This is a genomic window from Acinetobacter legionensis, from assembly GCF_048551735.1.
Lineage (GTDB): Bacteria > Pseudomonadota > Gammaproteobacteria > Pseudomonadales > Moraxellaceae > Acinetobacter.
In genome coordinates this window covers 76,545-98,159 of record NZ_JBIMBV010000010.1, presented here as the reverse complement: position 1 = coordinate 98,159, position 21,615 = coordinate 76,545, and the positions used below count along the sequence as shown (strand labels likewise).

General features: G+C 36.3%; 23 protein-coding genes. 10 read left to right on the top strand and 13 right to left on the bottom strand.

Annotated elements, in window-relative coordinates; all coding sequences use genetic code 11:
* Positions 1-2 precede the first annotated feature (2 nt).
* The 6 genes from ispC to rimO all read right to left on the bottom strand — a co-directional run bounded on the left by ispC (position 3) and on the right by rimO (position 5,601).
* Positions 3-1,199 carry a 1-deoxy-D-xylulose-5-phosphate reductoisomerase gene (gene ispC / locus ACG9ZL_RS10940; RefSeq protein WP_419359996.1) on the bottom strand — a complete coding sequence of 399 codons (1,197 nt, stop codon included), beginning with the start codon at positions 1,197-1,199 and terminating at the stop codon, positions 3-5.
* Positions 1,200-2,024 (bottom strand): phosphatidate cytidylyltransferase, encoded by an 825-nt coding sequence (locus ACG9ZL_RS10935; RefSeq protein WP_419327330.1) that lies wholly within the window; start codon positions 2,022-2,024, stop codon positions 1,200-1,202.
* Positions 2,024-2,776, bottom strand: a complete 753-nt coding sequence (gene uppS, locus ACG9ZL_RS10930; RefSeq protein ID WP_336950799.1) for a polyprenyl diphosphate synthase — start codon at positions 2,774-2,776, stop codon at positions 2,024-2,026. Before uppS ends, ACG9ZL_RS10935 begins: the two co-directional genes overlap by 1 nt.
* Before the next feature lie 7 nt (positions 2,777-2,783).
* Positions 2,784-3,338 (bottom strand): ribosome recycling factor, encoded by a 555-nt coding sequence (gene frr, locus ACG9ZL_RS10925; RefSeq protein ID WP_004719727.1) that lies wholly within the window; start codon positions 3,336-3,338, stop codon positions 2,784-2,786.
* 125 nt (positions 3,339-3,463) lie between these two features.
* Positions 3,464-4,192, bottom strand: coding sequence for a UMP kinase (pyrH, locus tag ACG9ZL_RS10920; protein WP_004719725.1), 729 nt, complete (start codon positions 4,190-4,192; stop codon positions 3,464-3,466).
* Positions 4,193-4,257: 65 nt separating this feature from the next.
* Positions 4,258-5,601, bottom strand: a complete 1,344-nt coding sequence (rimO, locus tag ACG9ZL_RS10915) for a 30S ribosomal protein S12 methylthiotransferase RimO (protein WP_336950798.1) — start codon at positions 5,599-5,601, stop codon at positions 4,258-4,260.
* A gap of 363 nt (positions 5,602-5,964) precedes the next feature.
* Between rimO and glnL the strand changes: the two genes are divergently transcribed.
* The 3 genes from glnL (at position 5,965) to ACG9ZL_RS10900 (ending at position 9,382) form a co-directional block, all read left to right on the top strand.
* On the top strand, positions 5,965-7,071 hold the full coding sequence (glnL, locus tag ACG9ZL_RS10910; RefSeq protein WP_336951463.1) for a nitrogen regulation protein NR(II): 1,107 nt from the start codon (positions 5,965-5,967) through the stop codon (positions 7,069-7,071).
* On the top strand, positions 7,061-8,545 hold the full coding sequence (gene glnG / locus ACG9ZL_RS10905) for a nitrogen regulation protein NR(I) (protein WP_004822147.1): 1,485 nt from the start codon (positions 7,061-7,063) through the stop codon (positions 8,543-8,545). Before glnL ends, glnG begins: the two co-directional genes overlap by 11 nt.
* A gap of 120 nt (positions 8,546-8,665) precedes the next feature.
* The gene (locus ACG9ZL_RS10900) at positions 8,666-9,382 is read left to right on the top strand and encodes a hypothetical protein (RefSeq protein ID WP_419359994.1); all 717 of its coding nucleotides are present in this window, start codon (positions 8,666-8,668) and stop codon (positions 9,380-9,382) included.
* A 56-nt stretch (positions 9,383-9,438) separates the two neighbouring features.
* Here the strand turns inward: ACG9ZL_RS10900 and ACG9ZL_RS10895 are convergent, their stop codons facing one another.
* Both ACG9ZL_RS10895 and ACG9ZL_RS10890 read right to left on the bottom strand, forming a co-directional pair.
* Positions 9,439-10,038: a YidB family protein gene (locus ACG9ZL_RS10895; RefSeq protein ID WP_096734314.1), complete on the bottom strand. Its 600-nt coding sequence runs from the start codon at positions 10,036-10,038 to the stop codon at positions 9,439-9,441.
* Positions 10,039-10,162: 124 nt separating this feature from the next.
* Entirely contained in the window at positions 10,163-10,633 is a 471-nt protein-coding gene (locus tag ACG9ZL_RS10890; RefSeq protein WP_336950796.1) for a DUF6231 family protein, read from the bottom strand.
* 32 nt (positions 10,634-10,665) lie between these two features.
* Between ACG9ZL_RS10890 and ACG9ZL_RS10885 the strand changes: the two genes are divergently transcribed.
* Positions 10,666-11,538 (top strand): DUF2797 domain-containing protein, encoded by an 873-nt coding sequence (locus ACG9ZL_RS10885; protein ID WP_336950795.1) that lies wholly within the window; start codon positions 10,666-10,668, stop codon positions 11,536-11,538.
* Positions 11,539-11,911: 373 nt separating this feature from the next.
* On the opposite strand, the gene lpxB is transcribed toward ACG9ZL_RS10885, so the two are convergent.
* A complete protein-coding gene (lpxB, locus tag ACG9ZL_RS10880) occupies positions 11,912-13,087 on the bottom strand; it encodes a lipid-A-disaccharide synthase (protein ID WP_336950794.1) in 1,176 nt (391 codons plus the stop codon).
* A 228-nt stretch (positions 13,088-13,315) separates the two neighbouring features.
* Here lpxB and ACG9ZL_RS10875 point away from each other — a divergent pair, with 228 nt between their 5' ends.
* The 4 genes from ACG9ZL_RS10875 to ACG9ZL_RS10860 all read left to right on the top strand — a co-directional run bounded on the left by ACG9ZL_RS10875 (position 13,316) and on the right by ACG9ZL_RS10860 (position 17,641).
* Complete coding sequence (locus ACG9ZL_RS10875; protein ID WP_419359992.1) at positions 13,316-15,451, top strand: TonB-dependent siderophore receptor; 2,136 nt, start codon at positions 13,316-13,318, stop codon at positions 15,449-15,451.
* Between the two features lie 61 nt (positions 15,452-15,512).
* Entirely contained in the window at positions 15,513-15,791 is a 279-nt protein-coding gene (locus ACG9ZL_RS10870) for a hypothetical protein (RefSeq protein ID WP_419327333.1), read from the top strand.
* 3 nt (positions 15,792-15,794) lie between these two features.
* Positions 15,795-17,357 carry a PepSY-associated TM helix domain-containing protein gene (locus ACG9ZL_RS10865; protein ID WP_419359990.1) on the top strand — a complete coding sequence of 521 codons (1,563 nt, stop codon included), beginning with the start codon at positions 15,795-15,797 and terminating at the stop codon, positions 17,355-17,357.
* Complete coding sequence (locus tag ACG9ZL_RS10860; protein ID WP_336950790.1) at positions 17,354-17,641, top strand: hypothetical protein; 288 nt, start codon at positions 17,354-17,356, stop codon at positions 17,639-17,641. The genes ACG9ZL_RS10865 and ACG9ZL_RS10860 overlap by 4 nt, the downstream gene beginning before the upstream one ends.
* Before the next feature lie 790 nt (positions 17,642-18,431).
* On the opposite strand, the gene ACG9ZL_RS10855 is transcribed toward ACG9ZL_RS10860, so the two are convergent.
* Positions 18,432-18,701, bottom strand: coding sequence for a hypothetical protein (locus ACG9ZL_RS10855; RefSeq protein ID WP_336950788.1), 270 nt, complete (start codon positions 18,699-18,701; stop codon positions 18,432-18,434).
* Positions 18,702-18,797: 96 nt separating this feature from the next.
* The gene (locus tag ACG9ZL_RS10850; protein WP_336950787.1) at positions 18,798-18,956 is read right to left on the bottom strand and encodes a DUF1328 domain-containing protein; all 159 of its coding nucleotides are present in this window, start codon (positions 18,954-18,956) and stop codon (positions 18,798-18,800) included.
* A gap of 987 nt (positions 18,957-19,943) precedes the next feature.
* Between ACG9ZL_RS10850 and ACG9ZL_RS10845 the strand changes: the two genes are divergently transcribed.
* Together ACG9ZL_RS10845 and ACG9ZL_RS10840 are read left to right on the top strand one after the other, a co-directional pair.
* Entirely contained in the window at positions 19,944-20,393 is a 450-nt protein-coding gene (locus ACG9ZL_RS10845) for a BLUF domain-containing protein (RefSeq protein ID WP_419359988.1), read from the top strand.
* A 39-nt stretch (positions 20,394-20,432) separates the two neighbouring features.
* A complete protein-coding gene (locus ACG9ZL_RS10840) occupies positions 20,433-20,900 on the top strand; it encodes a BLUF domain-containing protein (protein WP_419360036.1) in 468 nt (155 codons plus the stop codon).
* Between the two features lie 40 nt (positions 20,901-20,940).
* Here the strand turns inward: ACG9ZL_RS10840 and ACG9ZL_RS10835 are convergent, their stop codons facing one another.
* Positions 20,941-21,147: a pyridoxamine 5'-phosphate oxidase family protein gene (locus ACG9ZL_RS10835; protein WP_419359986.1), complete on the bottom strand. Its 207-nt coding sequence runs from the start codon at positions 21,145-21,147 to the stop codon at positions 20,941-20,943.
* Positions 21,148-21,322: 175 nt separating this feature from the next.
* Entirely contained in the window at positions 21,323-21,583 is a 261-nt protein-coding gene (locus tag ACG9ZL_RS10830; RefSeq protein ID WP_336950783.1) for a hypothetical protein, read from the bottom strand.
* Between the last annotated feature and the right edge of the window lie 32 nt (positions 21,584-21,615).

Sequence of the window (21,615 nt, the reverse complement as noted above, 5' to 3'; positions counted from 1 at the left end):
GATCAGCTTCCCAATTGTGTAATGCGTTGTGAAGCAACTTGGCGTGCAAGTTGATCTGTCTGCAAAATCGTCTCAATCGAATCTGCTAACCCATTTTGAACTTGATTTAATGTATGTTCAACCACTTGTGAAATTTCTAAGAATGCAATTTTTTGCTGTAAAAAAGCACTAACAGCAATTTCATTTGCAGCATTGAGAATAGAGGGTGCTAATCCGCCCGCCTGCATCGCATGTCGAGCCAGCTTAAGCAATGGAAAACGAATAATATCTGGCGCTTGAAAGTCGAGTTGTGAATGGACGAATAAATCCAGAGGCGGGACATGAGTTTGAATCCGCTCAGGCCATGCAAGTGCATGCGCAATCGGCGTACACATATCAGGATTACCCATTTGTGCCAAAGTTGAACCATCCACATATTGAACCATTGAATGAATAATACTTTGTGGATGAACAACAACTGTAACAAATTGTTCTTTAATTGAAAATAAATAACATGCTTCGATCAATTCTAAACCTTTATTCATCAGGGTTGCAGAATCTACCGAAATTTTTTGCCCCATAGACCAATTTGGATGCTTACAGGCTTGTGCAGGTGTTACAGTTTTTAATTGTTCTAAACTAAAATTTAAAAATGGACCGCCTGAAGCAGTCAACAATACTTGCTTCACCCCTAATTGAGGCTCACCATTGGGTTGAATCTGTAAATAGTTTTGAGGAAGGCATTGAAAAATAGCATTATGTTCAGAGTCCACTGGTAGCAATAAAGCATGATGCTCTTTAGCCGCTTGAAGCATGATGTCACCAGACATCACCAAAGCCTCTTTGTTTGCAAGTAAAACGCGCTTACCTGCTTTCACTGCGGCTAAAGTAGGCAATAAACCTGCCGCACCAACAATTGCAGCCATCACTACATCCACATCAGGATGTTCCGATACGGTGATAAGCCCTGCCTCGTCAGTCAGTATTTCGATATCAAAAATATTATGTGTATTTAGTAGTTGTTGTAACTCATCTACTTTATCTGATGGTACAACAACACATTTCGGTCGATACTGTTTGCATATTTCACTAAGTTCTTTTATTCGACTAAATCCAGTTACCGCAAAAACAGAATACTGGTCCGAATGCTGTTGTAAAATTTTTAAAGTACTGCGCCCAATAGAACCTGTAACACCTAAAATACAAACAGATTGTGACATCTATAAATCTACACCAATAAGTTTTAAAACATACATACCAGCTGCAAAGAACGGAGCCGCAGCAAGCAATGAATCGATACGATCAAGCACCCCACCATGCCCTGGAAGGATACGGCCTGAGTCTTTAATTCCTGCACGACGTTTGATCATAGATTCAAACAAGTCACCTAACACAGAACTAAACACAGTCACAATAGACAAAACCAGGAAAAGAATATGTTGTGGAAGCGTTAAATGTAGGTAAATTGATTGAACAACAATGATCACAATCGCAACAGTGAGAATCCCACCAAACAAGCCTTCAATTGATTTGTTTGGACTCACATCGGGTGCAAGTTTACGTTTACCAAATTTTCGCCCAACAAAATATGCACCACTATCTGCGCCCCAAACCAACAAGAACAGATACATTAACCACCAAGGCGAGCTTTTCCAAACTTCAAAAATAGCAGTAACTGCTGCGCTGATTAAAACCAAGCCAACAATATTTAAAGTAATATTATACCAGCCATCGTATTCAGGATAATGTTTAACCCAATACAGACTACACAACCAAGTGAGAATAGAGGCACTCCAAAGAATAAGCGCCAAATCATTAAAATATAATGCTAACCCCGAAAAAAAAGCGGTCAATAAACCAAATCCGGCAGCTTTAATTTTCTTCACATGGTCAGACTCATGTGGCATGAGTTTAAACCACTCATAACCTGCTGCCCCAGCTGCGATAATCATTAACACTAACATTGGATATTGAGATTTAGTTGCAAACATACAACTCAGCACAACGGCAACCAAGACCAATGCGGTTATAATCCGCTCTAACATTATAAATTCTCTATATGTTCTTGTTGAATTTGTTCAGAGGTTTTTCCGAAACGTCTTTCACGCCCTGAAAAAATATTGAACGCATGATCCAACTCTTGTACTGTAAATTCTGGCCATAATGTCTCAGTAAAGTATAACTCAGCATATGCAGCCTGCCACAGCAAGAAATTAGACAATCGGTAATCACCGCCTGTACGAATCAATAAATCCACGGGTGGCAAATCCCCCAAACTTATTTGTTGTGCAAATAACTCAGTATTGATTTGATTCACATCAATTTGTTGATCTTTAACCTGTTGTGCAAGTTGTCGAGCAGTATCTGCGATATCCCACATACCACCATAACTAATTGCAATCGTTAAAGTCATGTTACTGAACTTAGCAGTCCTTTGTTCAGCATGCAACATTAATTCACGTAGCTGTGGAGAAAGCCGACTACGATCACCAATAAATCTCAACGAAATTTCAAATTTTTCCATTCGTGGAATTTGTTCATTAATTGTGTCTTCCAACAATTTCATCAACAAATCAACCTCATACTGTGGTCGATTCCAGTTTTCACTTGAAAAAGCAAATACAGTAAGCGCCTGAACACCCACTTTACGGCAATGCTCTACAATCGGATCAAGGACATTTTTACCTTCACGATGTCCGTCACCTTTTTGCAGTTGTTTCTTTTTTGCAAAACGATTGTTGCCATCCATGATGATGGCAACATGTTTTGGAAGATGATTGTCTTCAGATGTGGTCATTTAAATCTTAGACCTTCATCAATTCAGCTTCTTTCGCAGCAAGACGTTTGTCTACTTCAGCAACAAATTTATCCGTAATTTTTTGAATATCATCACCTGCACGACGCTCATCATCTTCAGAAATTTCTTTATCTTTTAACAATGATTTGATATCGCCTAAAACATCACGACGAATATTACGAATCGCAACTTTGGCATTTTCTGCTTCATTACGCGCAACTTTCTGCATATCTTTACGTGTTTCTTCTGTTAAAGCCGCCATTGGCACGCGAATCGCGTCAGCCGTTACTGGATTTAAACCCAAATCCGATTCACGGATAGCTTTATCAATTGCAGAAACCATTGAACGTTCAAATGGTTGTACCAATAAGGTACGCGAATCTTCAACACCCACGTTAGCTACTTGATTTAACGGCACGTCAGACCCATAGTAAGGAACCATAACCCCATTCAAAATAGATGGATGCGCACGACCTGTACGAACCTTTGCAAAACCATGTTCCAAAGACTCCAATGACTTGTTCATACGGTCTTCTGCGTCTTTTTTAAGATCGTTAATCATATGATCTTCCTTACTTATTTATCTAAATGTGTATGAGGTCTAGTGACATTTCATAAACAGACGAAGTGTCAATACACCCTAATCTAAAATTGCAGTAGTATAAAGAGCTTTACTACTCACGTACATTAGTTTGTAACGTGAGTGCCCTCTTTTTCGCCCATTACTACAGAAAGCAAAGCACCAGACTTGTTCATATCAAATACTTGAAGTGGCACATTGTGATCACGGCATAAGCAAATTGCAGTTAAATCCATTACACCAAGTTTCTCATCTAAAACTTCATCGAAACTTAAATGATCATATTTAACAGCGTCATCATATTTACTTGGGTCTTTATTATAGACACCATCAACTTTAGTTGCTTTTAAAATAAGGTTTGCTTCAATTTCAATGCCACGTAAACAAGCCGCTGTATCCGTTGTAAAGAATGGATTTCCTGTTCCAGCAACAAATACGCACACCTCACCTTGGGTTAAATGACGAATTGCATCACGACTTGAATATGCTTCAACTACTGCACCAATTGGAAGTGCTGACATTAAACGGGTTTTAATGTTACGGCGAACCAAAGCATCACGTAATGCCAAACCATTCATTACTGTAGCAAGCATACCCATTTGATCACCCGTTACACGGCCAACCAAACCATCTTTTTGTAATTGACTACCACGGTATAAGTTACCACCACCCACCACGATACCCACTTGCACACCTAAACCAACCAAGTGAGCAATAGATAAAGACATCTGATCTAAGACTTGGGCATCAATCCCCATGTCTTTATTACCCGCAAGCGCTTCACCCGAAAGTTTCAGCAAAATTCGCTCATAGCGTGGCTTTTTAGAATCTAACATCACGAAACTCCAATACTTATATCTACAATTTTATTCGTATTTAATCAAATCGAAATCGGCAACTTTTAAGCTGATTTAACGCTAATCAACTTGGCAAACAAATCGTATTCATCTGCATCTGTAATTTCGACTTCAAGTAAATCACCAGCTTTAATCACTGACTTATCAATATCTTCAACAAAAACATTACCATCAATCTCAGGTGCATCTGCATAAGAGCGTGCAACTGCGACCGGGAATTCTTCTTCAAGATCATCGACTAAAACCGTCATGGTTTGACCAATACGACTTTGCAATTTTTCAGCAGAAATCGCTTGTTGAACTTCCATAAAACGTTCATAGCGTTGTTGCTTAATTTCTTCAGGAACATGATCAGGCAAATCGTTGGCTGTTGCACCTTCTACAGGTGAGTAGGTAAAACAACCCACACGATCAAGTTTTGCCTCTTGCAACCAATCCAATAACATTTGAAAATCTTCTTCAGTTTCACCAGGGAAACCAACGACAAATGTCGAACGAATGACCAATTCAGGACATTTTTCACGCCATAATTTTAGACGTTCCAAGGTATTTTCACTATGAGCTGGTCGCTTCATCAATTTCAAGATGCGCGGACTGGCGTGTTGAAAAGGAATGTCTAAATACGGAAGAATTTTACCTTGTGCCATCAAATCGATAACTGCATCCACATGCGGATAGGGATAAACATAATGTAATCGCACCCAAATTCCTAACTGACCGAGCGCTTCGCACATGTCATAGAATTTGGTTTTAACAGGCTGACCATTCCAAAAATCAAGCTTATATTTGGTATCTACACCATAAGCAGAAGTGTCTTGAGAAATCACCAAGACCTCTTTTACACCCGCCTTTTTTAACGCCTGTGCTTCATTTAATACAGAGCCAACAGGACGTGACACAAGATCACCACGCATGCTTGGAATAATGCAGAATGTGCAACGATGGTTACAGCCTTCTGATATTTTTAAATAAGCATAATGCTTAGGTGTTAAACGAATACCTTGTTCAGGCACAAGATCTACAAAAGGATTGTGTTTAGGTGGTTCTGGAACATATTGATGGACAGCTTCCATCACATCTTGATACGCCGCCGCACCTGTCACTTTTAAGACATTTGGATGCATCTGGCGAATTTTATCTTCATCTTTACCCAAACAGCCTGTGACAATCACACGACCATTGGCGCTCATGGCTTCACCAATTGCGTCTAAAGACTCTTGTACTGCAGATTCAATAAAACCACAGGTGTTCACAACAACTAAATCAGCACCTTCATAATCTGATGCAACATCATAACCTTCAGTCTTTAACTGCGTTAAAATACGTTCAGAATCTACCAATGCCTTAGGACAACCTAAAGATACAAAACCGACTTTGGGGGACTTCATGAATCTGCGCTCCACTATAATCCGCGTATTGTATGACTTTTCAAGAGATAAAAACAGGTGGAAACTGCACTCTTTGTATAATGCACCAAAATACATCCAATCAAATAATTAAATTACTACAATGCACTATTTTGGAACAATATGATGATAGCGTAATATGAATGCTAGTTTTTACACTTGAATAAAGCGCAGTAAATGCGCAATTTTTATCATTCATGTAAGAAAACTGCGCAACATATAAAAGTTGGCGTACATCTTGCTTTACATCAGCACGATTTATACCGATTCAATCCCCTTGTTCGGGAAAATAGAAAACGAGGTGCAGATGCCATTGCGCTATTTAAAGACAGGAAAGCTCTGCTAATGGATCAATACCCAACAATTGATTATAGATTGCTTGTGGATAATTTAACCACTGCAATTCTTTTGGTCGATTGTAATTTAAATATTTTTTATCTTAATTCATCATGCGAAGCATTGTTTGATATTAGCTTGCTTCGTGCGGCAGGTCAGCCAGTGATTAATATTTTACACGCACCAAATGACAGCTTTAATACATTGGAAGCATTAAACAACTCAATAAAAACAGGTCAAGCCTATACACGCCGTGAAGCAATTATCAATGTTAACTTTAAAGACATGCATGTTGATTATTCAGTGTCGCAGTTAAATACAGGAAGACCTTATCATCCATTACTATTAATTGAGTTAAATCCAATTGATCGGATGCTTAAAATCTCTAAAGAAGAAAACTTAATTCAACAACATCAAGTTGCACGTCAACTTATTCGAGGTGTTGCACATGAGATCAAAAATCCTTTGGGCGGAATTCGTGGTGCGACTCAACTGCTTGCTCGTAGTTTAAATGATCCACAATACGCAGAATTCACCGATATTATTATCAGTGAAGTCGATCGTTTAAGAAACCTTGCTGATACTATGCTGGGTTCGCGTCAACTTCCCAGCTACGAGTTGGTCAACGTACATGAACCGCTTGAACGTGTTCGCTCTTTAATTGTAAATCAGACCAAGAAAAAAATTAAAATCACACGAGACTATGACCTTTCATTGCCTGATGTCAAAGCAGATCGCGATCAACTAATTCAAGTGATGCTTAATATTAGTGTCAATGCGGTACAGGCGATGACTGAGAATCGTGAGTTTTTTATTGATCATCAACCTGAACTGATGTTGCGTACACGCATTCAACGTTTGGTTACGATTAATGGTGTACTAAATAAATCAGCCATTCGTATTGATATTGAAGACAATGGTCCTGGTGTCCCTGAAGAAATTTTAGAATCCGTGTTTTATCCGCTTGTGACTGGCCGTGCCAAAGGAACAGGTCTTGGCTTAAGCATCGCTCAAAATATCATGCATCAACACAATGGAATGATTGAATGCCAATCCATTCCTGGAAAAACAGTATTTAGCTTATATCTACCTTGGGAGTCTAACAATGTCGCATAATAAAATTTGGGTGATCGATGACGACCGTGCTATGCGCTGGGTCTTAGAAAAAACCTTTAAAGAGGAAGGCTTCGATGTTACCAGTTTTGAAGAGGCACAATCGGCTTTGGATCAACTTCCAAGCAATGCCCCAGACGTCATTCTCACTGATATTCGTATGCCCGGCATTGATGGTTTAACCTTCCTAGGAAAAGTCAAAGGAAGTTATCCTGATCTGCCTGTGATCATTATGACAGCACACTCAGATTTAGAATCTGCGGTATCGAGCTATCAAACGGGTGCTTTTGAATATCTTCCAAAACCATTTGATATTGACGAAGCACTTGCACTGGTGAATCGTGCCATTTTGCACATCAACAAACTGCAACAACAAGAATCGGCCAAAGTCACCCCCATTCAATCTACGGAAATTATTGGTGAATCCCCTGCAATGCAGGAAGTTTTTCGTGCCATTGGACGTTTATCTCAATCGCACATTACCGTATTGATCAACGGTGAATCTGGAACAGGTAAAGAGTTAGTTGCACATGCTTTACATCGACACTCACCAAGAAGCAGCAAACCATTTATTGCTTTAAACATGGCTGCTATTCCAAAAGATTTAATTGAAACTGAATTATTTGGCCATGAAAAAGGTGCATTTACCGGTGCCAATACTCAACGCCAAGGTCGTTTTGAACAAGCCAATGGCGGTACCTTATTCTTAGATGAAATCGGTGATATGCCTTTTGAAACCCAAACACGTCTACTCCGTGTTTTGGCTGATGGTGAGTTCTACCGTGTGGGTGGGCATATTCCAGTTCGTGTTGATGTTCGTATCGTGGCAGCAACACATCAAGATTTAGAAAAATTAGTCAATGATGGGCGTTTCCGTGAAGACTTATATCATCGACTAAATGTCATTCGTATTCATATTCCTAAACTTGCACATCGTTCTGAAGACATTCCGATGTTGGCGCAACACTTCTTGGCACGTGCGGGTAAAGAACTCGGGGTTAGTCCGAAAATTTTACGCCCAGAAACGCAAGAATATATTCAAAAACTGCCTTGGCCCGGCAATGTACGTCAGCTAGAGAATACCTGCCGCTGGTTAACTGTAATGATCACAGGCCGTGAAGTTTATCCTGAAGACTTGCCGTCTGAATTAAAACAAATTCCAATCAATAAATCTGATGATCAGGGACAAGCGCAAGCTGGTATTGACCGCATTGCGTTACATCATTGGGATGAGTTACTGGCACAATGGGCAATTCAAAAGCTTAAAAATGGTGAAATGAAAATTTTAGACATTGCCACACCAATGTTTGAACGCACTTTGATCATAGCAGCGCTTCAACAAACCCGTGGCCGTAAACGTCATGCTGCTGAACTTTTAGGCTGGGGGCGTAATACTTTAACCCGCAAACTCAAAGAATTAGGTATGGATTCTGCTGAAGATGATGAAGAGGAAGATAAAACCGTCTTAGCAGAATAATAAGCGACTCATAAATATAAAGTTTACTCCAACCATATTTCGTAAGAATATGGTTGTTTTTTATTGGCTCATAGTGAAAAATAGCCTCGTGAAATTTAAACTTTATCGTCTAGGGTAAAAATGAAGAAAACTGTTGTTGCAATTAGCTTACTTTCTATTTTTAGTGTTGCTTGCTCTAAAAATAAACCGCATGACAGTTCTGAACATCAAGCAGAAGCACCAGCGATTAAAAAAGCACATAAAGTAGCTAATTCAGATGATTGTTTTAAATTAGAACCCAACAAACAGTTTACCCTGAACAACAATGAAGAAACAGAAATACAAATTGTTCCCACAACCTTCAACAATCAAAATGTGATATCAATCGTTAGACAAGGTGCAGGTGTGCGTACAGATTATATCTACGATTTAACTGGGCGTACCATGCTTGCAAACTTGGATTATGGTATTGCCGCACTCGGATCAAATCCAAATGATGTGCTGGTAAAAACCACTTACCAAGCCCCGCTCCCAACATTCCCATCTAATCTTAAACCACAGCAAAAATTCCAGATGACTTATAACGCGGTTATTGAATCGCAAATGGATAACAATGATAAGTCTGTAAACAATAAGACGATTGACTTAGTATTTGTAGGATTTGAAGATCTGACTTTAATTGACAACGATAACAATACATTAAAGTTTGATAATGCCTGTCATTTCATTTCTCAAATTGGAGATGAAACATTGGATGAATGGTATGCTGAAGGGTATGGACAAATTAAATACGTTAAAAAGAAACAGAATGGTGACGTAAAAAGTAGCGAAGCAATTGGTGATGACCCACAACCTTAATTTAAATCAGCCAGTCAACATTTATTGACTGGCTTTGAACATTTTTATGTTCGATTTTACTTTAAAAAACCTGATACCAAATTCATAACATTTTGAATATCACCATTGGCTTCAGTGTGATCTGTTGCATCACCTTGTGGTGTCAGTGAATCAATAATTTGCGGTAATACAGTAGATATTGCGCCATACACTTCATTGGTCGGAACATTGGCTTGTTGGGCAACTTGTTCAACTTGCTGACCACCAAATAAACTCTGGATTTGCTCTACATTTACCGCTCCATTACCTTGTGACGGATCGACCCAGCTTTGAACCTGCCCACCTAAACCTGCGCCTTGCAATTTAGCTAAAGCACCTTGTAGGCCACCATTTTGTTGAATCCAACCTAAGACCAATGGCACAACTGCAATCAATAAAGAAGAGGCATTAAAGCCACCCGCTTGTGGTGCTTGTTGTTGTCCACCTGTCAAACCACCTAAAACTGAACCAAGTACGCCACCCAATCCACCTTGTGATTGTTGTTGCTGTCCCCCCAAGCCACCGAGTACTGAACCAAGTACCCCGCCCAATCCACCACCTAGCCCGCCTTGTGATTGTTGTTGTCCGCCAAGTGCTTGCTTTGCCAGAATTTCCACAATATTGGTTAAATCTGTCATGAGTTTTCCTTTTTTAAGTTTTATGAGACAAGTACAGCATACTTGGCTTTATCAGATTCACCAAAATTGGAATTGTTAAATTTTGCAATAGCTTAAGGCTAGTTTTATAGGCAAAATAAACCCACTACCAACGAAATTTATTCCAGTTTTCTGGATTGGCCCAAAACTTAGCGTTAAACCAATCTGGTACATGTTTATAGGTCAAAATATTAAATTGCCAAAGTGCAAAATCATTTTGATGTAATGTTTTATCAATCAGTTGGGTAAAACCAAGCGATCTGAGCAACCGTTCATCTTTTAGCTGACATGCGACAACAATTCGTTTTGCCAGTAAATCACGTAACTTGACCAATAACTGGGATTTCTGTAAATCGGTGATCCCAGACATTTCATCTGTATCTAAAAGTACAAATCCTAAATCATATCGTTGCGTAAAAGGCAGACTTAAAAACTCAGATACGTTAAAATAGGACCATTGAATCGAATAATTTGTTGGGTATTGCGCCAAATTTTGCCCAATACATAATGCAGTTTGAATTGGCTGTTCTTGCGATAAATCGTCTAGCATTGAAGTGATGACATTTTGCTCAGCCATAACTGCACCTTTTTTGAAGCGAGTAATTAAACATGGAACTACAAGGCATTTGTCATAAAATGCATGCAGGTCTTAAAGACCTTAGTGTAACTGATCAACAAACACATAAGGCAAATGTTGAATATAAATTTATATTAGATCGCTCAGAAACCGAGCTACCATTTAGTTTAGGCCAGGAAATCGAGATTGAAGCGACAGGAAATATTTATTGCGTTTCTTGTGGAGCTAAAACACCAAAGTCTTACTCTCAAGGCCACTGCTTTAAATGCATGAAAACCAAGGCATCTTGCGACATGTGTATCATGAAGCCTGAAACTTGTCATTATCATTTAGGTACTTGCCGTGAAGATGATTTTGCTCATGAAGTTTGCTTTCAACCGCATATTGTATATCTAGCAAATTCAAGCGCTTTAAAAGTCGGAATAACTCGTTTAGGTCAAATGCCAACACGCTGGTTAGATCAAGGTGCGACCCAAGCATTACCTATTTTAAAAGTCGGTTCGCGGCGTCTTTCTGGTCAGCTTGAAGTCATGTTTGGAACGCAGGTTGCGGACAAAACAGATTGGCGTAAACTGCTTAAAGGTGAAGCTGAACCGATTGATCTAATTGAAATTCGTAATGAATTGATTCAAGAGTTTTCCCCAAAGATTCAAAGTATTCGCAATGAGTTTGCGCAAAATCTTGAGTTTAATGAAACGGTCGAATTGTTAGAAAATGAATTACCCCGTGAATTCATCTACCCTGTCGACATTTATCCTGAAAAAGTTAAATCACACAATTTAGATAAAACCCCAATCATTCGGGGCAAGCTACAAGGAATTAAAGGCCAATACTTGATTATGGATACCGGTGTCATCAATATTCGTAAATATACAGGTTATGAACTTAAAGTTCGGGCGGAATAATTTTTCACACCCAAACCCAGAAATTGATTTATACATACTCCTCTTTATCCTAGATTTAGAGGAGTTTTTATTGGTTAAAGGTTTTCTATATCCAATCTGTCAAAAAACTTAGACAAAAGAATATAATTTCTCCTAATTAATATTTTTAATTAAATCAATTGGATGAAATAAAAAAATTGTTTGATTAAAAAAACTGCAATGCCACACCTTTCATTCAAAGTTTAAATACCTTTGCGTAGGCGATCCCCCACTAACTTGATGAAAATCACTGGCTTGAATAATTAGATGCTTTGACAATAGGGCGATTAATAAAAATTTCCAGCAGCTCGATAAGCAAACGGATATTTGCTTAATCAGTTGTTAGCATTAAAAATCAAGCTGTTAAAATTGCTAAAATCGCCTGAGCCGGATCTTCACTATTTCCAGCCAAAAGTTGTTTGTGCATGGTGATTAATTGCATTACCTGAATTTGTGCAGTTTCAATATTCATTAATTTTTCAATTTGATTGGCCAAATTTTCTGATGTGGCATCTTGTTGAATAAGCTCTTGAATCACTTTTTTGCCCGCAATAATATTCGGCAATGAATAATACGGAATTTTCACTAAAAATTTAGCAATTACATAAGTTAACCAATTCAACTTATAAAAAGTCACCATTGGACGATGTAACAATAATGCTTCAAGTGTCGCTGTCCCCGATGCCAAAGCCACAATATTGGCAGCATTCATGACCTGACGACCAATTTTTGATTCTTTATCGGTATTTTCCAGTAAATGAATTTTTGCGACTAAGTCACTTGGATAATGCTTTAATAATTCCTGAATTTGCTGTTTGCGTAACTCATTAATTGCAGGAATTAAAAACTGATAATCTGGATATTTTTGATAAAGAATTTTTGCGGCATCCAAAACCAACGGCCCAAGTCGTTCAATCTCACCACGCCGACTTCCTGGTAACAAGGCAATATGCTTTTGACTGATATCTAAACCAAGCTCTTGCTTTGCATCCAAAATTGGATTTTGTAATGGTAATTGACCTGCCAGTGGATGTCCAACAAAGGCTGCTGGTACGTCATATCGTTGATAAAAGCCTTTTTCAAAAGGAAATAGACAAAGCACCAAATCTATACTGGCCTTGATGCCATGTACCCGTCCTTGTCGCCAAGCCCATACAGATGGACTGACATATTGCACCGTTTTAATCGGCAAATTTTTCTGTTTTATGCTTTTTGAAAGGCGTAAATTAAAGTCTGGTGCATCAATACCGACAAAAACATCTACGGGATTGGCAGACCATTTCTCGACCAGACCATCACGTACAGCAAATAATTTTTTTAAATCCTTAAGTACTTCAACAATCCCCATCACAGATAAAATATCCATTGAATAAAAACTGTTAAATCCTTCTGCAATCATTTGAGGACCACCAATCCCTTCAAATTCAGCATCAATACCCTGTTCACGAAAACTGCGAATAAGTTTTGCGCCTAAAGTATCCCCTGATACCTCACCTACGACAATTCCAATTTTAAGCTTTCGATTTTGCAAGATATTCTTCCTGATCAGCACTATAAGCGCATCATAGCATATTCATAGGATTTAATCGTGAATACTCAAACTGGATGCTGGCTTGGAAAATGGGGAAATTTATATAACAATTCATCTAATTTTCTATCGTTATTTTATTTTCTATTTATATTTTCAATTGCACGACTATTGTAAGCCCACCTCACTAACAATAAACTAAGCAATAATTATTATCATTTAAGATAAGCAATGCTAAATCCTCTCCCACACAGTTTTAAGTTCTCTATTCTTAGTTTAGCGGTACTCATTGCCCAGCAGAGTTTTGCTGAAGATATTGAAAATCTACCCACAATTTCAGTTCAAGCCACAGCTGATCAAACTGAATTAAGCTCCGAACAATCAAAATCTTATATCGTTAAAAAATCTGCAAGTGCTGCCAAGCTGAATATTCCTGTCAAAGAAACACCACAAACAGTGAATGTTGTTACACGTCAGCAATTAAATGATTTTGCACTCAATAGTGCACGTGAAGCTTTAAGTAATACCCCAGGTATTACTGTCAGCAGTCAAGAAACCGAACGTTCAACCTACACTGCCCGTGGTTTTGAAATATCAAATATTTTAACAGATGGCGTTGGCTTCCCTTCTAGCAGCTACAATTATAATAATACCAATCCTGATACATATTTTTATGATCGTATTGACGTGATTAAAGGTGCAGATGCCTTAACCAATGCTTTTGGTGATCCAAGCGCAACAATCGATTATATCCGTAAGCGTCCTACTCAAGAATTTCAAGCCAATGCTGGGCTAAGTTATGGCTCTTGGAATACCCAACGCTATGAAGCAGATGTTTCAGGTGCATTAAATAAAGAAGGCAGCATCCGCGGACGTTTGATGGGTTATGAGCAAACTGGAGATTCTTATCTAGACCGTTATTCATCTGAGAAAAATGGATTTTCTGGCATCATTGATGCGGATTTAAGTGATAGCACGTTATTAACTGTCGGTTATAGCCAACAACAGAATAAACCTAATGCAAATAATTGGGGTGCTTTACCACTTCTCGGTGCAGATGGGAAACAACTTTCCTATGAGCGTAATTATAATCCCAATCCAGATTGGACATATTGGGATAATAAGTCACAAAATGCTTTTGCTGAGTTAAAGCAAAAAATTAATGACAAGTGGACAGCTAAGCTGAGTTATAACTACACCCAAACCGACCATAACAGTAACTTACTCTATTATTTCGGTTATCCTGATCAAAATGGAGCAGGTGTAGCCCTCACCGCTTGGGGCGGAAAAGAAAGTCTAAAAAGTCATTTTGCCGACTTAAATCTACAAGGCTCATATTCATTATTTGGCCGTGAACACGAAGCGACACTGGGTTATAGTTATCTACAAAATAAACAGTATGATCAACAGACGTCAGGCACAATTAATGACAGCAATATCAATAATAATCAAACCACAGACTGGGCAAGCTGGACACCTCAATCAGTCACTTGGTCAGCATTTAGTGATGCGGCAAACTATACCCAAAAGCTCAATTCTGTATATGCGGCAACACGACTACACTTAAACGATGATTTGAAACTTTTACTCGGTTTAAATTATGTTCAAGCTAAAAGTGAAGGTGAAAGTTACGGTTCATCAATGGCCTATGATGAAAACAAAGTATCTCCTTATGCTGGCATTACCTATAACTTTAGCCCTGAATACACAGGTTATCTAAGCTATACCTCTATTTTCCGCCCACAATCTGGAGTGGGTACTGATAATAAAGCACTCAAACCAGTTGAAGGTGAAAGCTATGAGGCAGGTATTAAAAGTTCATGGCTAGATGACAAACTCACTGGAACTTTGGCGGTGTTTCGAACAGAACAAAGTAATTACCCTTTGCGCAATTCAGATGGAAATATTCTCAATCGAAAAGTTGAAACCAGTGATTTACGCTCTCAAGGGATAGAAGTTGGTTTGGCTGGGCAATTAACAGATCACTTAAATATTGCATTTGGTTATAGCCAATTTAGCTTAAAAGATTTAAAAAATGGTGGAGAGGCTCGTACTTACAACCCGAACCAAACCATTAATCTTTTAACGACTTATACTATTCCTGCTATACCTAAGCTGAAAATTGGTGCAGCTTTACAATGGCAAGATGCTACTAAGCAGTATGATTCTTCGGTAAAGAGTACAATTACCCAAGATGCTTATGCTTTAGTGAATATGATGAGCAGCTATGACTTGAATAAGCATATTTCGCTACAGGCAAATGTAAACAACGTGACAGACAAAAAATATTTATATAGCTTTCCAGATGGTCAGGCTTTTTATGGCCCATCTACAAACTATAGTGTTGCTGTAAAATTTAAATACTAATCTGAACTCGCCTTAATCTTTTTATGATTAAGGCGTTTTCAATTGCAAGAAAGTGATCGTTATGCAGATTGTGCTCTACCCTTTATCAGTGCTCTTTCGTTTTATACTGGCTTTTGGTATGGGCTATCTGTGCAGTTATTTAGTATCCTTAACTTTAATTGACGTGTTTTATCCTTATTTTGCCAAGGCTGAATCTATTTATTTGGCAGCATTTAGCGCACTTATTTTTTACATTTTTTTTGTGATTCTAAGCTTTTGTATTCATTCTTTAAAGAAGCTTACGCTGATCAGCCTAGCTCTGGTCGCTACTTTTTTCCTATTTTCCAAGTTTATAGGTTAACTCATGCATAAATCTGTTCGTCAATCTATGGCATGGTTACACTCTTGGATCGGGCTTACCTTCGGCTGGCTGTTATTTGCAATTTTTTTGACAGGTTCTGCAACATATTATCGCCATGAAATTAGTATGTGGATGCAACCACAATTCGCAAGTATGCAAATCAAACAGGAATCCGCTATACAGTCTGCGTTTGCTTATTTGCAAAAAAATGCCCCAGATGCAAAAAGTTGGTATATCGGCGTTGCAAATCAGAATACCCCTGCAAATAAAATTTATTGGCAAAAAGCCGATGGTGGTTATGAAAGTAAAACTTTAGATGCCAATACAGGTAAAGAATTGAGTCTTTCTGCCACACAAGGCGGTGATTTCTTCTATGGGTTTCATTATCAGCTTTATGGAATGCCTTACTCGATTGGTCGTTTGATTGTCACCTTTGCAGCGTTAATTATGTTTATAGCCTTGATTTCAGGCATTATTACCCATAAAAAGATATTTACAGATTTCTTTACCTTAAGAGTATTTAAAGGTCAGCGTTCATATTTAGATTTTCATAATGTAAGTTCGGTAATAGCATTGCCCTTTTTCTTAACCATTACATTTACCGGCTTAGCGATCTTTTTCTATCTGCTTTTCCCCGCAGGGATGAAAAAAGCCTATCCAGATAATCCATATCAGTATTTTGATGAAATTCGTCATGTTTCAACTGCAAACAAGGCTCAACACGCACAGCCGAAGAATATGTTATCTATTCAACATTTCCTGCAACAAACCCAACAGCAATGGGGAAAAACTAATATTGATAACCTTACCGTAGATCAACCCAATACACAGCTTGCTAAGCTCACGATTACTGCCTTAGAAGATCATTCGATTACTCGTAATCAAGCACAACTTAGCTTTAATGGCGCTACAGGTGGTTTAATTGGGAATACCCGTAATAACAGTGCAATTGCAACATTAAATGCCAGTATGTACGGACTGCATATGGCGAATTTTGCCCAACCTTTATTGCGTTTAGGCTTATTTTTCTCTGGCCTCTTAGGTTGTGCAATGATTGCTTCTGGCTTATTGCTCTGGAGTTTAAAACGACAATTACAAAAGAAAAATGATCATTTTCACGTTGGGCATTATCTGGTAAACCGACTCAATACCACGATGATTATTGGTTTACCCATTGCGATGTTGGGTTATTTGTATGCCAATCGTTTTGTACAACTTCAATCAGATACACCGAATTATGAAGTCTATACATTTTTTACTTTGTGGTTATTCAGTTTTATTATTGCGCTCTGCACAAAACAACAATATCTCTGGAAAACTCAGCTCAAGCTGCTAATTGCCATGACATTAGCCTTGCCTATTTTAAATGTCTATTATCTGATTTCTAATCAATATATTCATTCATTACAGGACTATTGGTTATTTTTACGTGTGGACTTAATGATCTGGTTATTTGCCATTTTAGCGATTTTTTTACATCAAAGAATCACACCGATTCAAAACAAAGCTGTGGCGAAGATCAAGAAAAAGCTAGAACAAAAACAATCACAGGAATCTGTATCATGATATTGGCATTTGCATTTCTCCTGATCCTGATTGCCAGTTATAGCTTATATTTGATCAGTTCAAAGCAGATCACCAAGACTCAGAAAAGTAAATTGTCTGTTTTAGCGCAACATGTGAAACTGGTAAAAGTTATCGCGTTTGCGTTGATCATCTCGGCTTTATTTTTATTCAGTGTAAATTATGGCAATAGCATCTCTTTTGTGGCCTTATGTATACTGAGTAGCCCAATACTGTTTGGATTGATACTCTTTGTAAATGACTTAAAACCCAAAATTAAAAAGTAGACATCTAGCGTTTTAATACTGCTAGCTAAGTTTGATTAGTTTTTTAGGATGCTCAATGGCTAAGCTATAATTCATTGGGCAATCCTGATTGAACCGATAATTTTTTTTAACAAGGTTTAGGCGCAATATAAATCGTTTTTATTCGATATAAATAACTGGTGTATTTCCACGAAAAATACACAATCTACATTACACCGCTATTCTCCCAATTTCTGCAGAATTTGTCTTAAAATAATTTAAGCTGTTCAGGTTGTAACTGCATTTCAATATTTTACAATTTAATCAATCTATAAAATTTCCCCGAGGATTTTATGTTGCTGCAATGGTTTGATTCAATTTTAATTTACAATCAATGATTTAAAAAATTTAAACAAATCTTAGTGCAATAAATAGCGTAAAATTATTTTTATTTATTTCAATTTTTTGATGATATTGAAAATAATTATATTTTAACAATGAATGAAGCCGTGAGTGTACTCAAACTATGAAATTCCCTTTCTTAGAAATTCTGCACTCAGCTTAAATCGAAGTAGATTTTTAAAAATTAAAATAGACAGAATTAATTGATTTAAGAGCTTTTCATCATCTGTCTGTGCCTCCTTACTAACCCTAAAAGTATCTTTCTCTCAAGTATTTCATCTTCAGTAAATGACAATGAATCAACCAATAACTCTATAGGCAATGAACTATTTTCAATTAAAAAACAGTCTTGATCTGTAGACCATTCAGGAAGTATTGTAACTTTTTTACGCTTGCGCCTTTGATGCATATAAACACCTTACTTTAAAAACTATGAATTTACTTGCTCATCAACCCAAGATAAGAATTTGTATTTATTACTTATTTCAGGTGCACTCATTATTAAAATATTTTTTTTATTTCCAAACTTACCGGATACTTTATTAGAATTATTAAATTTAAAGTCAGTTTCATCTCCTTCATTTAAAGCTTTGAAATATGCAACAATTTTCTCGGACTTGGTCTTACTCTTGAAGTCCGGTGTCAAAAGTAAAAAATTATAGATCTGCTCTAAAACACACATATAGTTACTACTTTTCATAAAAACCTTAATTATAGATTATTAATGAGATAATTTACTGTAAAGAAATTAGCCAACTATAGAACAAATATATTCGATAGTTGGCTATATAAAATACTATGATTTTCCACGAGATATAAAACCAATAATTGCTAAAATAACAGCTACAACTAGTAGAATTACAGCAAAATCTTTCGATAGACCAGCAACTCCACCAAAACCTAATAAACTAGCAATTAATGCTATAACTGCAAAAATTATCGCCCAACGAAACATACATTATTACTCCTAAAATATTTAATTTTTTTTTGATTTAAATAAAATTTATCTAAATCAATCTATATAAAAACCTATTCTTTATATAGCTTATCAGAAATAAAAAACCTATTTATTTCTTGATTCTTTAGTTTTGGCATAACAATCTTAATTAAAAAAAGAACTGAACAGGAAATAAGAAGCATTCCTATAACTTCAATTGAATAACTAATCATGAATAATAGACTATAAAAGCCAAAGAAAAATAAAAGACTTAAAAATACTTTTTTTAGATATAAGGTCATAATAAGACCATATAACATTGCCGAAAAGAATACATTAAACTTTTTATGTATTCCTAACTTGTCAAAAATTATGATTATTAAACATATAATTAAAACTGAGATAATAAATATAAAAAAATTTTTTAAAATTAACATTTCATTTCCTCTACTTTAGATTTAATAAAATGCTTCCCCCTTAGTAGAGCAACTAAGGGGGAAGACTACCCCAATACACCATCTATTATTATGCTCATTAATTTTATAACTTCTTATTCTAATTTAAGTGTAAGCGACCACATCTTAAACTAATATTCAGTTGTATATTAATAATAATGAACACGTATGGTGTATGAACGCAGTATATATAAATCAAAAATTCAGGCTGTAATCTCTGGCTTACATGATTGTGAGAAATTTCGTACATTTGTTTATTTTTTAACCTATTAATATTTAAAAAATTAGAATTATTTCATTTATTTTCATAAAGTTAATTTTAATAAACTATTACTTCAACACAATATATTAACAATTAGCTTAAGTAAAAGTAAAAAAAGTTTACATTACATTTTTTTTTGATCGTTTTTATTTTAAATTGGCTTCAATCCTAACTATGTTGTAAACTTTTAAAGTTACTATTCTTTCTATGTGGAAACATAAAGTTTACTAATAAAATTAAATAGTTATCACACACCATCAGTAACAAATCAAACTGGATGAATTCATAATGGAATTTGTAAGGGTTTTATACGCTAGTAAAGCGACACAAGCGCACCCTGAACTTAAATCTGATCTAATTAATATTCTTAACACTGCTGTTGATTTTAATTCTCGTCATGAGATTACAGGAGTTCTTTACTATGGACATGGATATTTTGTCCAATGTCTTGAAGGTAGCAAGAGTAAAGTTAATGATCTTTTTTATAACCGCATTTTAAAAGATCCACGTCATCAAAATTGTGAAATTCTCTATCATGAGAAATGCGATGTTGGATTATTCAAACATTGGAATATGAAATTTGCACCTGTTAACAAAAGATTAGGTGACTTTTTTCAAGAACACCATCTTGATGATTTTAACCCATTTCTTCTTTCAAGTAACACTATTCCTTCATTCATAGACCTTTTAGCTTCGGAGTATGCTCATGAACCATATAATTTTGAAATCGATGAGTAATTCATTAGTCTATTTTGAAAACGTTAATATAGATGATAAATCATGATTCGTTTGTGCTACGCAAGTACAAGAAATGAATCAACTAATGACCTCATAGAAGATTTAAATGATATTTTGAATACTGCTCGAGATTTTAATTCGAAGAACAATGTTTTTGGTGTGCTTTACTATGCTAATAACTTTTTTTTCCAGTGTCTTGAAGGTGAAAGATCAACTGTACTAGAGCTATTCCATAACATTAGAAATGACGCTAGGCATAAAGATATTATTGAATTCGAAAATGTAGAAATTGACCAAATTAGTTTTAAAAACTGGTCAATGAAATATGTTCAAAAGTGCTCAAAAGCAGAGGTCTTCTTTAATCGTTTAGGTTACGACTCGTTCACTCCTACTGCTTTAACCGAAGACAATTTAGATGCCTTCTTAAATGAACTCTTAAATGAAAAGCAGACTCGGCTTCGAAAGCGAGTTGGTTTAAACCAACGTGGAATATCTAATTTTCTTTAATAAAAAAAGACGAACGTAAGTTCGTCTTTTTTACAAAAATTTATAGCTTAACAGAATGACTTGTTCCAAGCTGCTCTGTTTCACGTGATATTGACGCTTTTGCTACTTTGAAAAGAGTTACAAATTTTCCTGCACCTTTCCAGTATTGTGCACCATTACATATTACACGTACTAATTGAATATTTGGATCCGACTTTCCTTGTTCAAAAAAAGTTCCATACAAAGCGGACCACAATTGATCAAGCACCTCTTAATCTTGGACACATTCTGCAATTCCATTAATTGAGACATAATCATTTTTTAAATTTTCCAATTTTAACATTCTCATGTAAATTGAAATACCAATATCTCCTCAATATAAAAATTTAAATAGTTTCTTAGTGTTAATTAAATATTTTAATTATATGATAAAAAATTATTATTCATGAATAATTTATTTTTTTGTTATCATTGATGCTTACAACTTTGAACTGGTAATCTTTATGAGTAATATTTTGATTTACCACAGCACGGTCTAATTGATCCCACAATTCAAAGTGAAAAAAATCAGAAGTTTCAGAGTAAATCCAAAACCATAAAATAGACCTATCCTTTTTTATAGGGTCATAAGTGGTATCTTTAACTTTTACCAATTTATGTAAATGAAAATTTTCATCTTGAAGTACTATTTCTTGAATATCCAATAGAAGATTTCCGTCGATCTTAATTGATTAGG

Bases quoted from the DNA above. Each gene is read 5' to 3' on its own strand.
- ispC (WP_419359996.1), bottom strand. From the start codon at position 1,199: ATGTCACAATCTGTTTGTATTTTAGGTGTTACAGGTTCTATTGGGCGC.
- ACG9ZL_RS10935 (WP_419327330.1), bottom strand. From the start codon at position 2,024: ATGTTAGAGCGGATTATAACCGCATTGGTCTTGGTTGCCGTTGTGCTG.
- uppS (WP_336950799.1), bottom strand. From the start codon at position 2,776: ATGACCACATCTGAAGACAATCATCTTCCAAAACATGTTGCCATCATC.
- frr (WP_004719727.1), bottom strand. From the start codon at position 3,338: ATGATTAACGATCTTAAAAAAGACGCAGAAGACCGTATGAACAAGTCA.
- pyrH (WP_004719725.1), bottom strand. From the start codon at position 4,192: ATGTTAGATTCTAAAAAGCCACGCTATGAGCGAATTTTGCTGAAACTT.
- rimO (WP_336950798.1), bottom strand. From the start codon at position 5,601: ATGAAGTCCCCCAAAGTCGGTTTTGTATCTTTAGGTTGTCCTAAGGCA.
- glnL (WP_336951463.1), top strand. From the start codon at position 5,965: ATGGATCAATACCCAACAATTGATTATAGATTGCTTGTGGATAATTTA.
- glnG (WP_004822147.1), top strand. From the start codon at position 7,061: ATGTCGCATAATAAAATTTGGGTGATCGATGACGACCGTGCTATGCGC.
- ACG9ZL_RS10900 (WP_419359994.1), top strand. From the start codon at position 8,666: ATGAAGAAAACTGTTGTTGCAATTAGCTTACTTTCTATTTTTAGTGTT.
- ACG9ZL_RS10895 (WP_096734314.1), bottom strand. From the start codon at position 10,038: ATGACAGATTTAACCAATATTGTGGAAATTCTGGCAAAGCAAGCACTT.
- ACG9ZL_RS10890 (WP_336950796.1), bottom strand. From the start codon at position 10,633: ATGGCTGAGCAAAATGTCATCACTTCAATGCTAGACGATTTATCGCAA.
- ACG9ZL_RS10885 (WP_336950795.1), top strand. From the start codon at position 10,666: ATGGAACTACAAGGCATTTGTCATAAAATGCATGCAGGTCTTAAAGAC.
- ACG9ZL_RS10875 (WP_419359992.1), top strand. From the start codon at position 13,316: ATGCTAAATCCTCTCCCACACAGTTTTAAGTTCTCTATTCTTAGTTTA.
- ACG9ZL_RS10870 (WP_419327333.1), top strand. From the start codon at position 15,513: ATGCAGATTGTGCTCTACCCTTTATCAGTGCTCTTTCGTTTTATACTG.
- ACG9ZL_RS10865 (WP_419359990.1), top strand. From the start codon at position 15,795: ATGCATAAATCTGTTCGTCAATCTATGGCATGGTTACACTCTTGGATC.
- ACG9ZL_RS10860 (WP_336950790.1), top strand. From the start codon at position 17,354: ATGATATTGGCATTTGCATTTCTCCTGATCCTGATTGCCAGTTATAGC.
- ACG9ZL_RS10855 (WP_336950788.1), bottom strand. From the start codon at position 18,701: ATGAAAAGTAGTAACTATATGTGTGTTTTAGAGCAGATCTATAATTTT.
- ACG9ZL_RS10850 (WP_336950787.1), bottom strand. From the start codon at position 18,956: ATGTTTCGTTGGGCGATAATTTTTGCAGTTATAGCATTAATTGCTAGT.
- ACG9ZL_RS10845 (WP_419359988.1), top strand. From the start codon at position 19,944: ATGGAATTTGTAAGGGTTTTATACGCTAGTAAAGCGACACAAGCGCAC.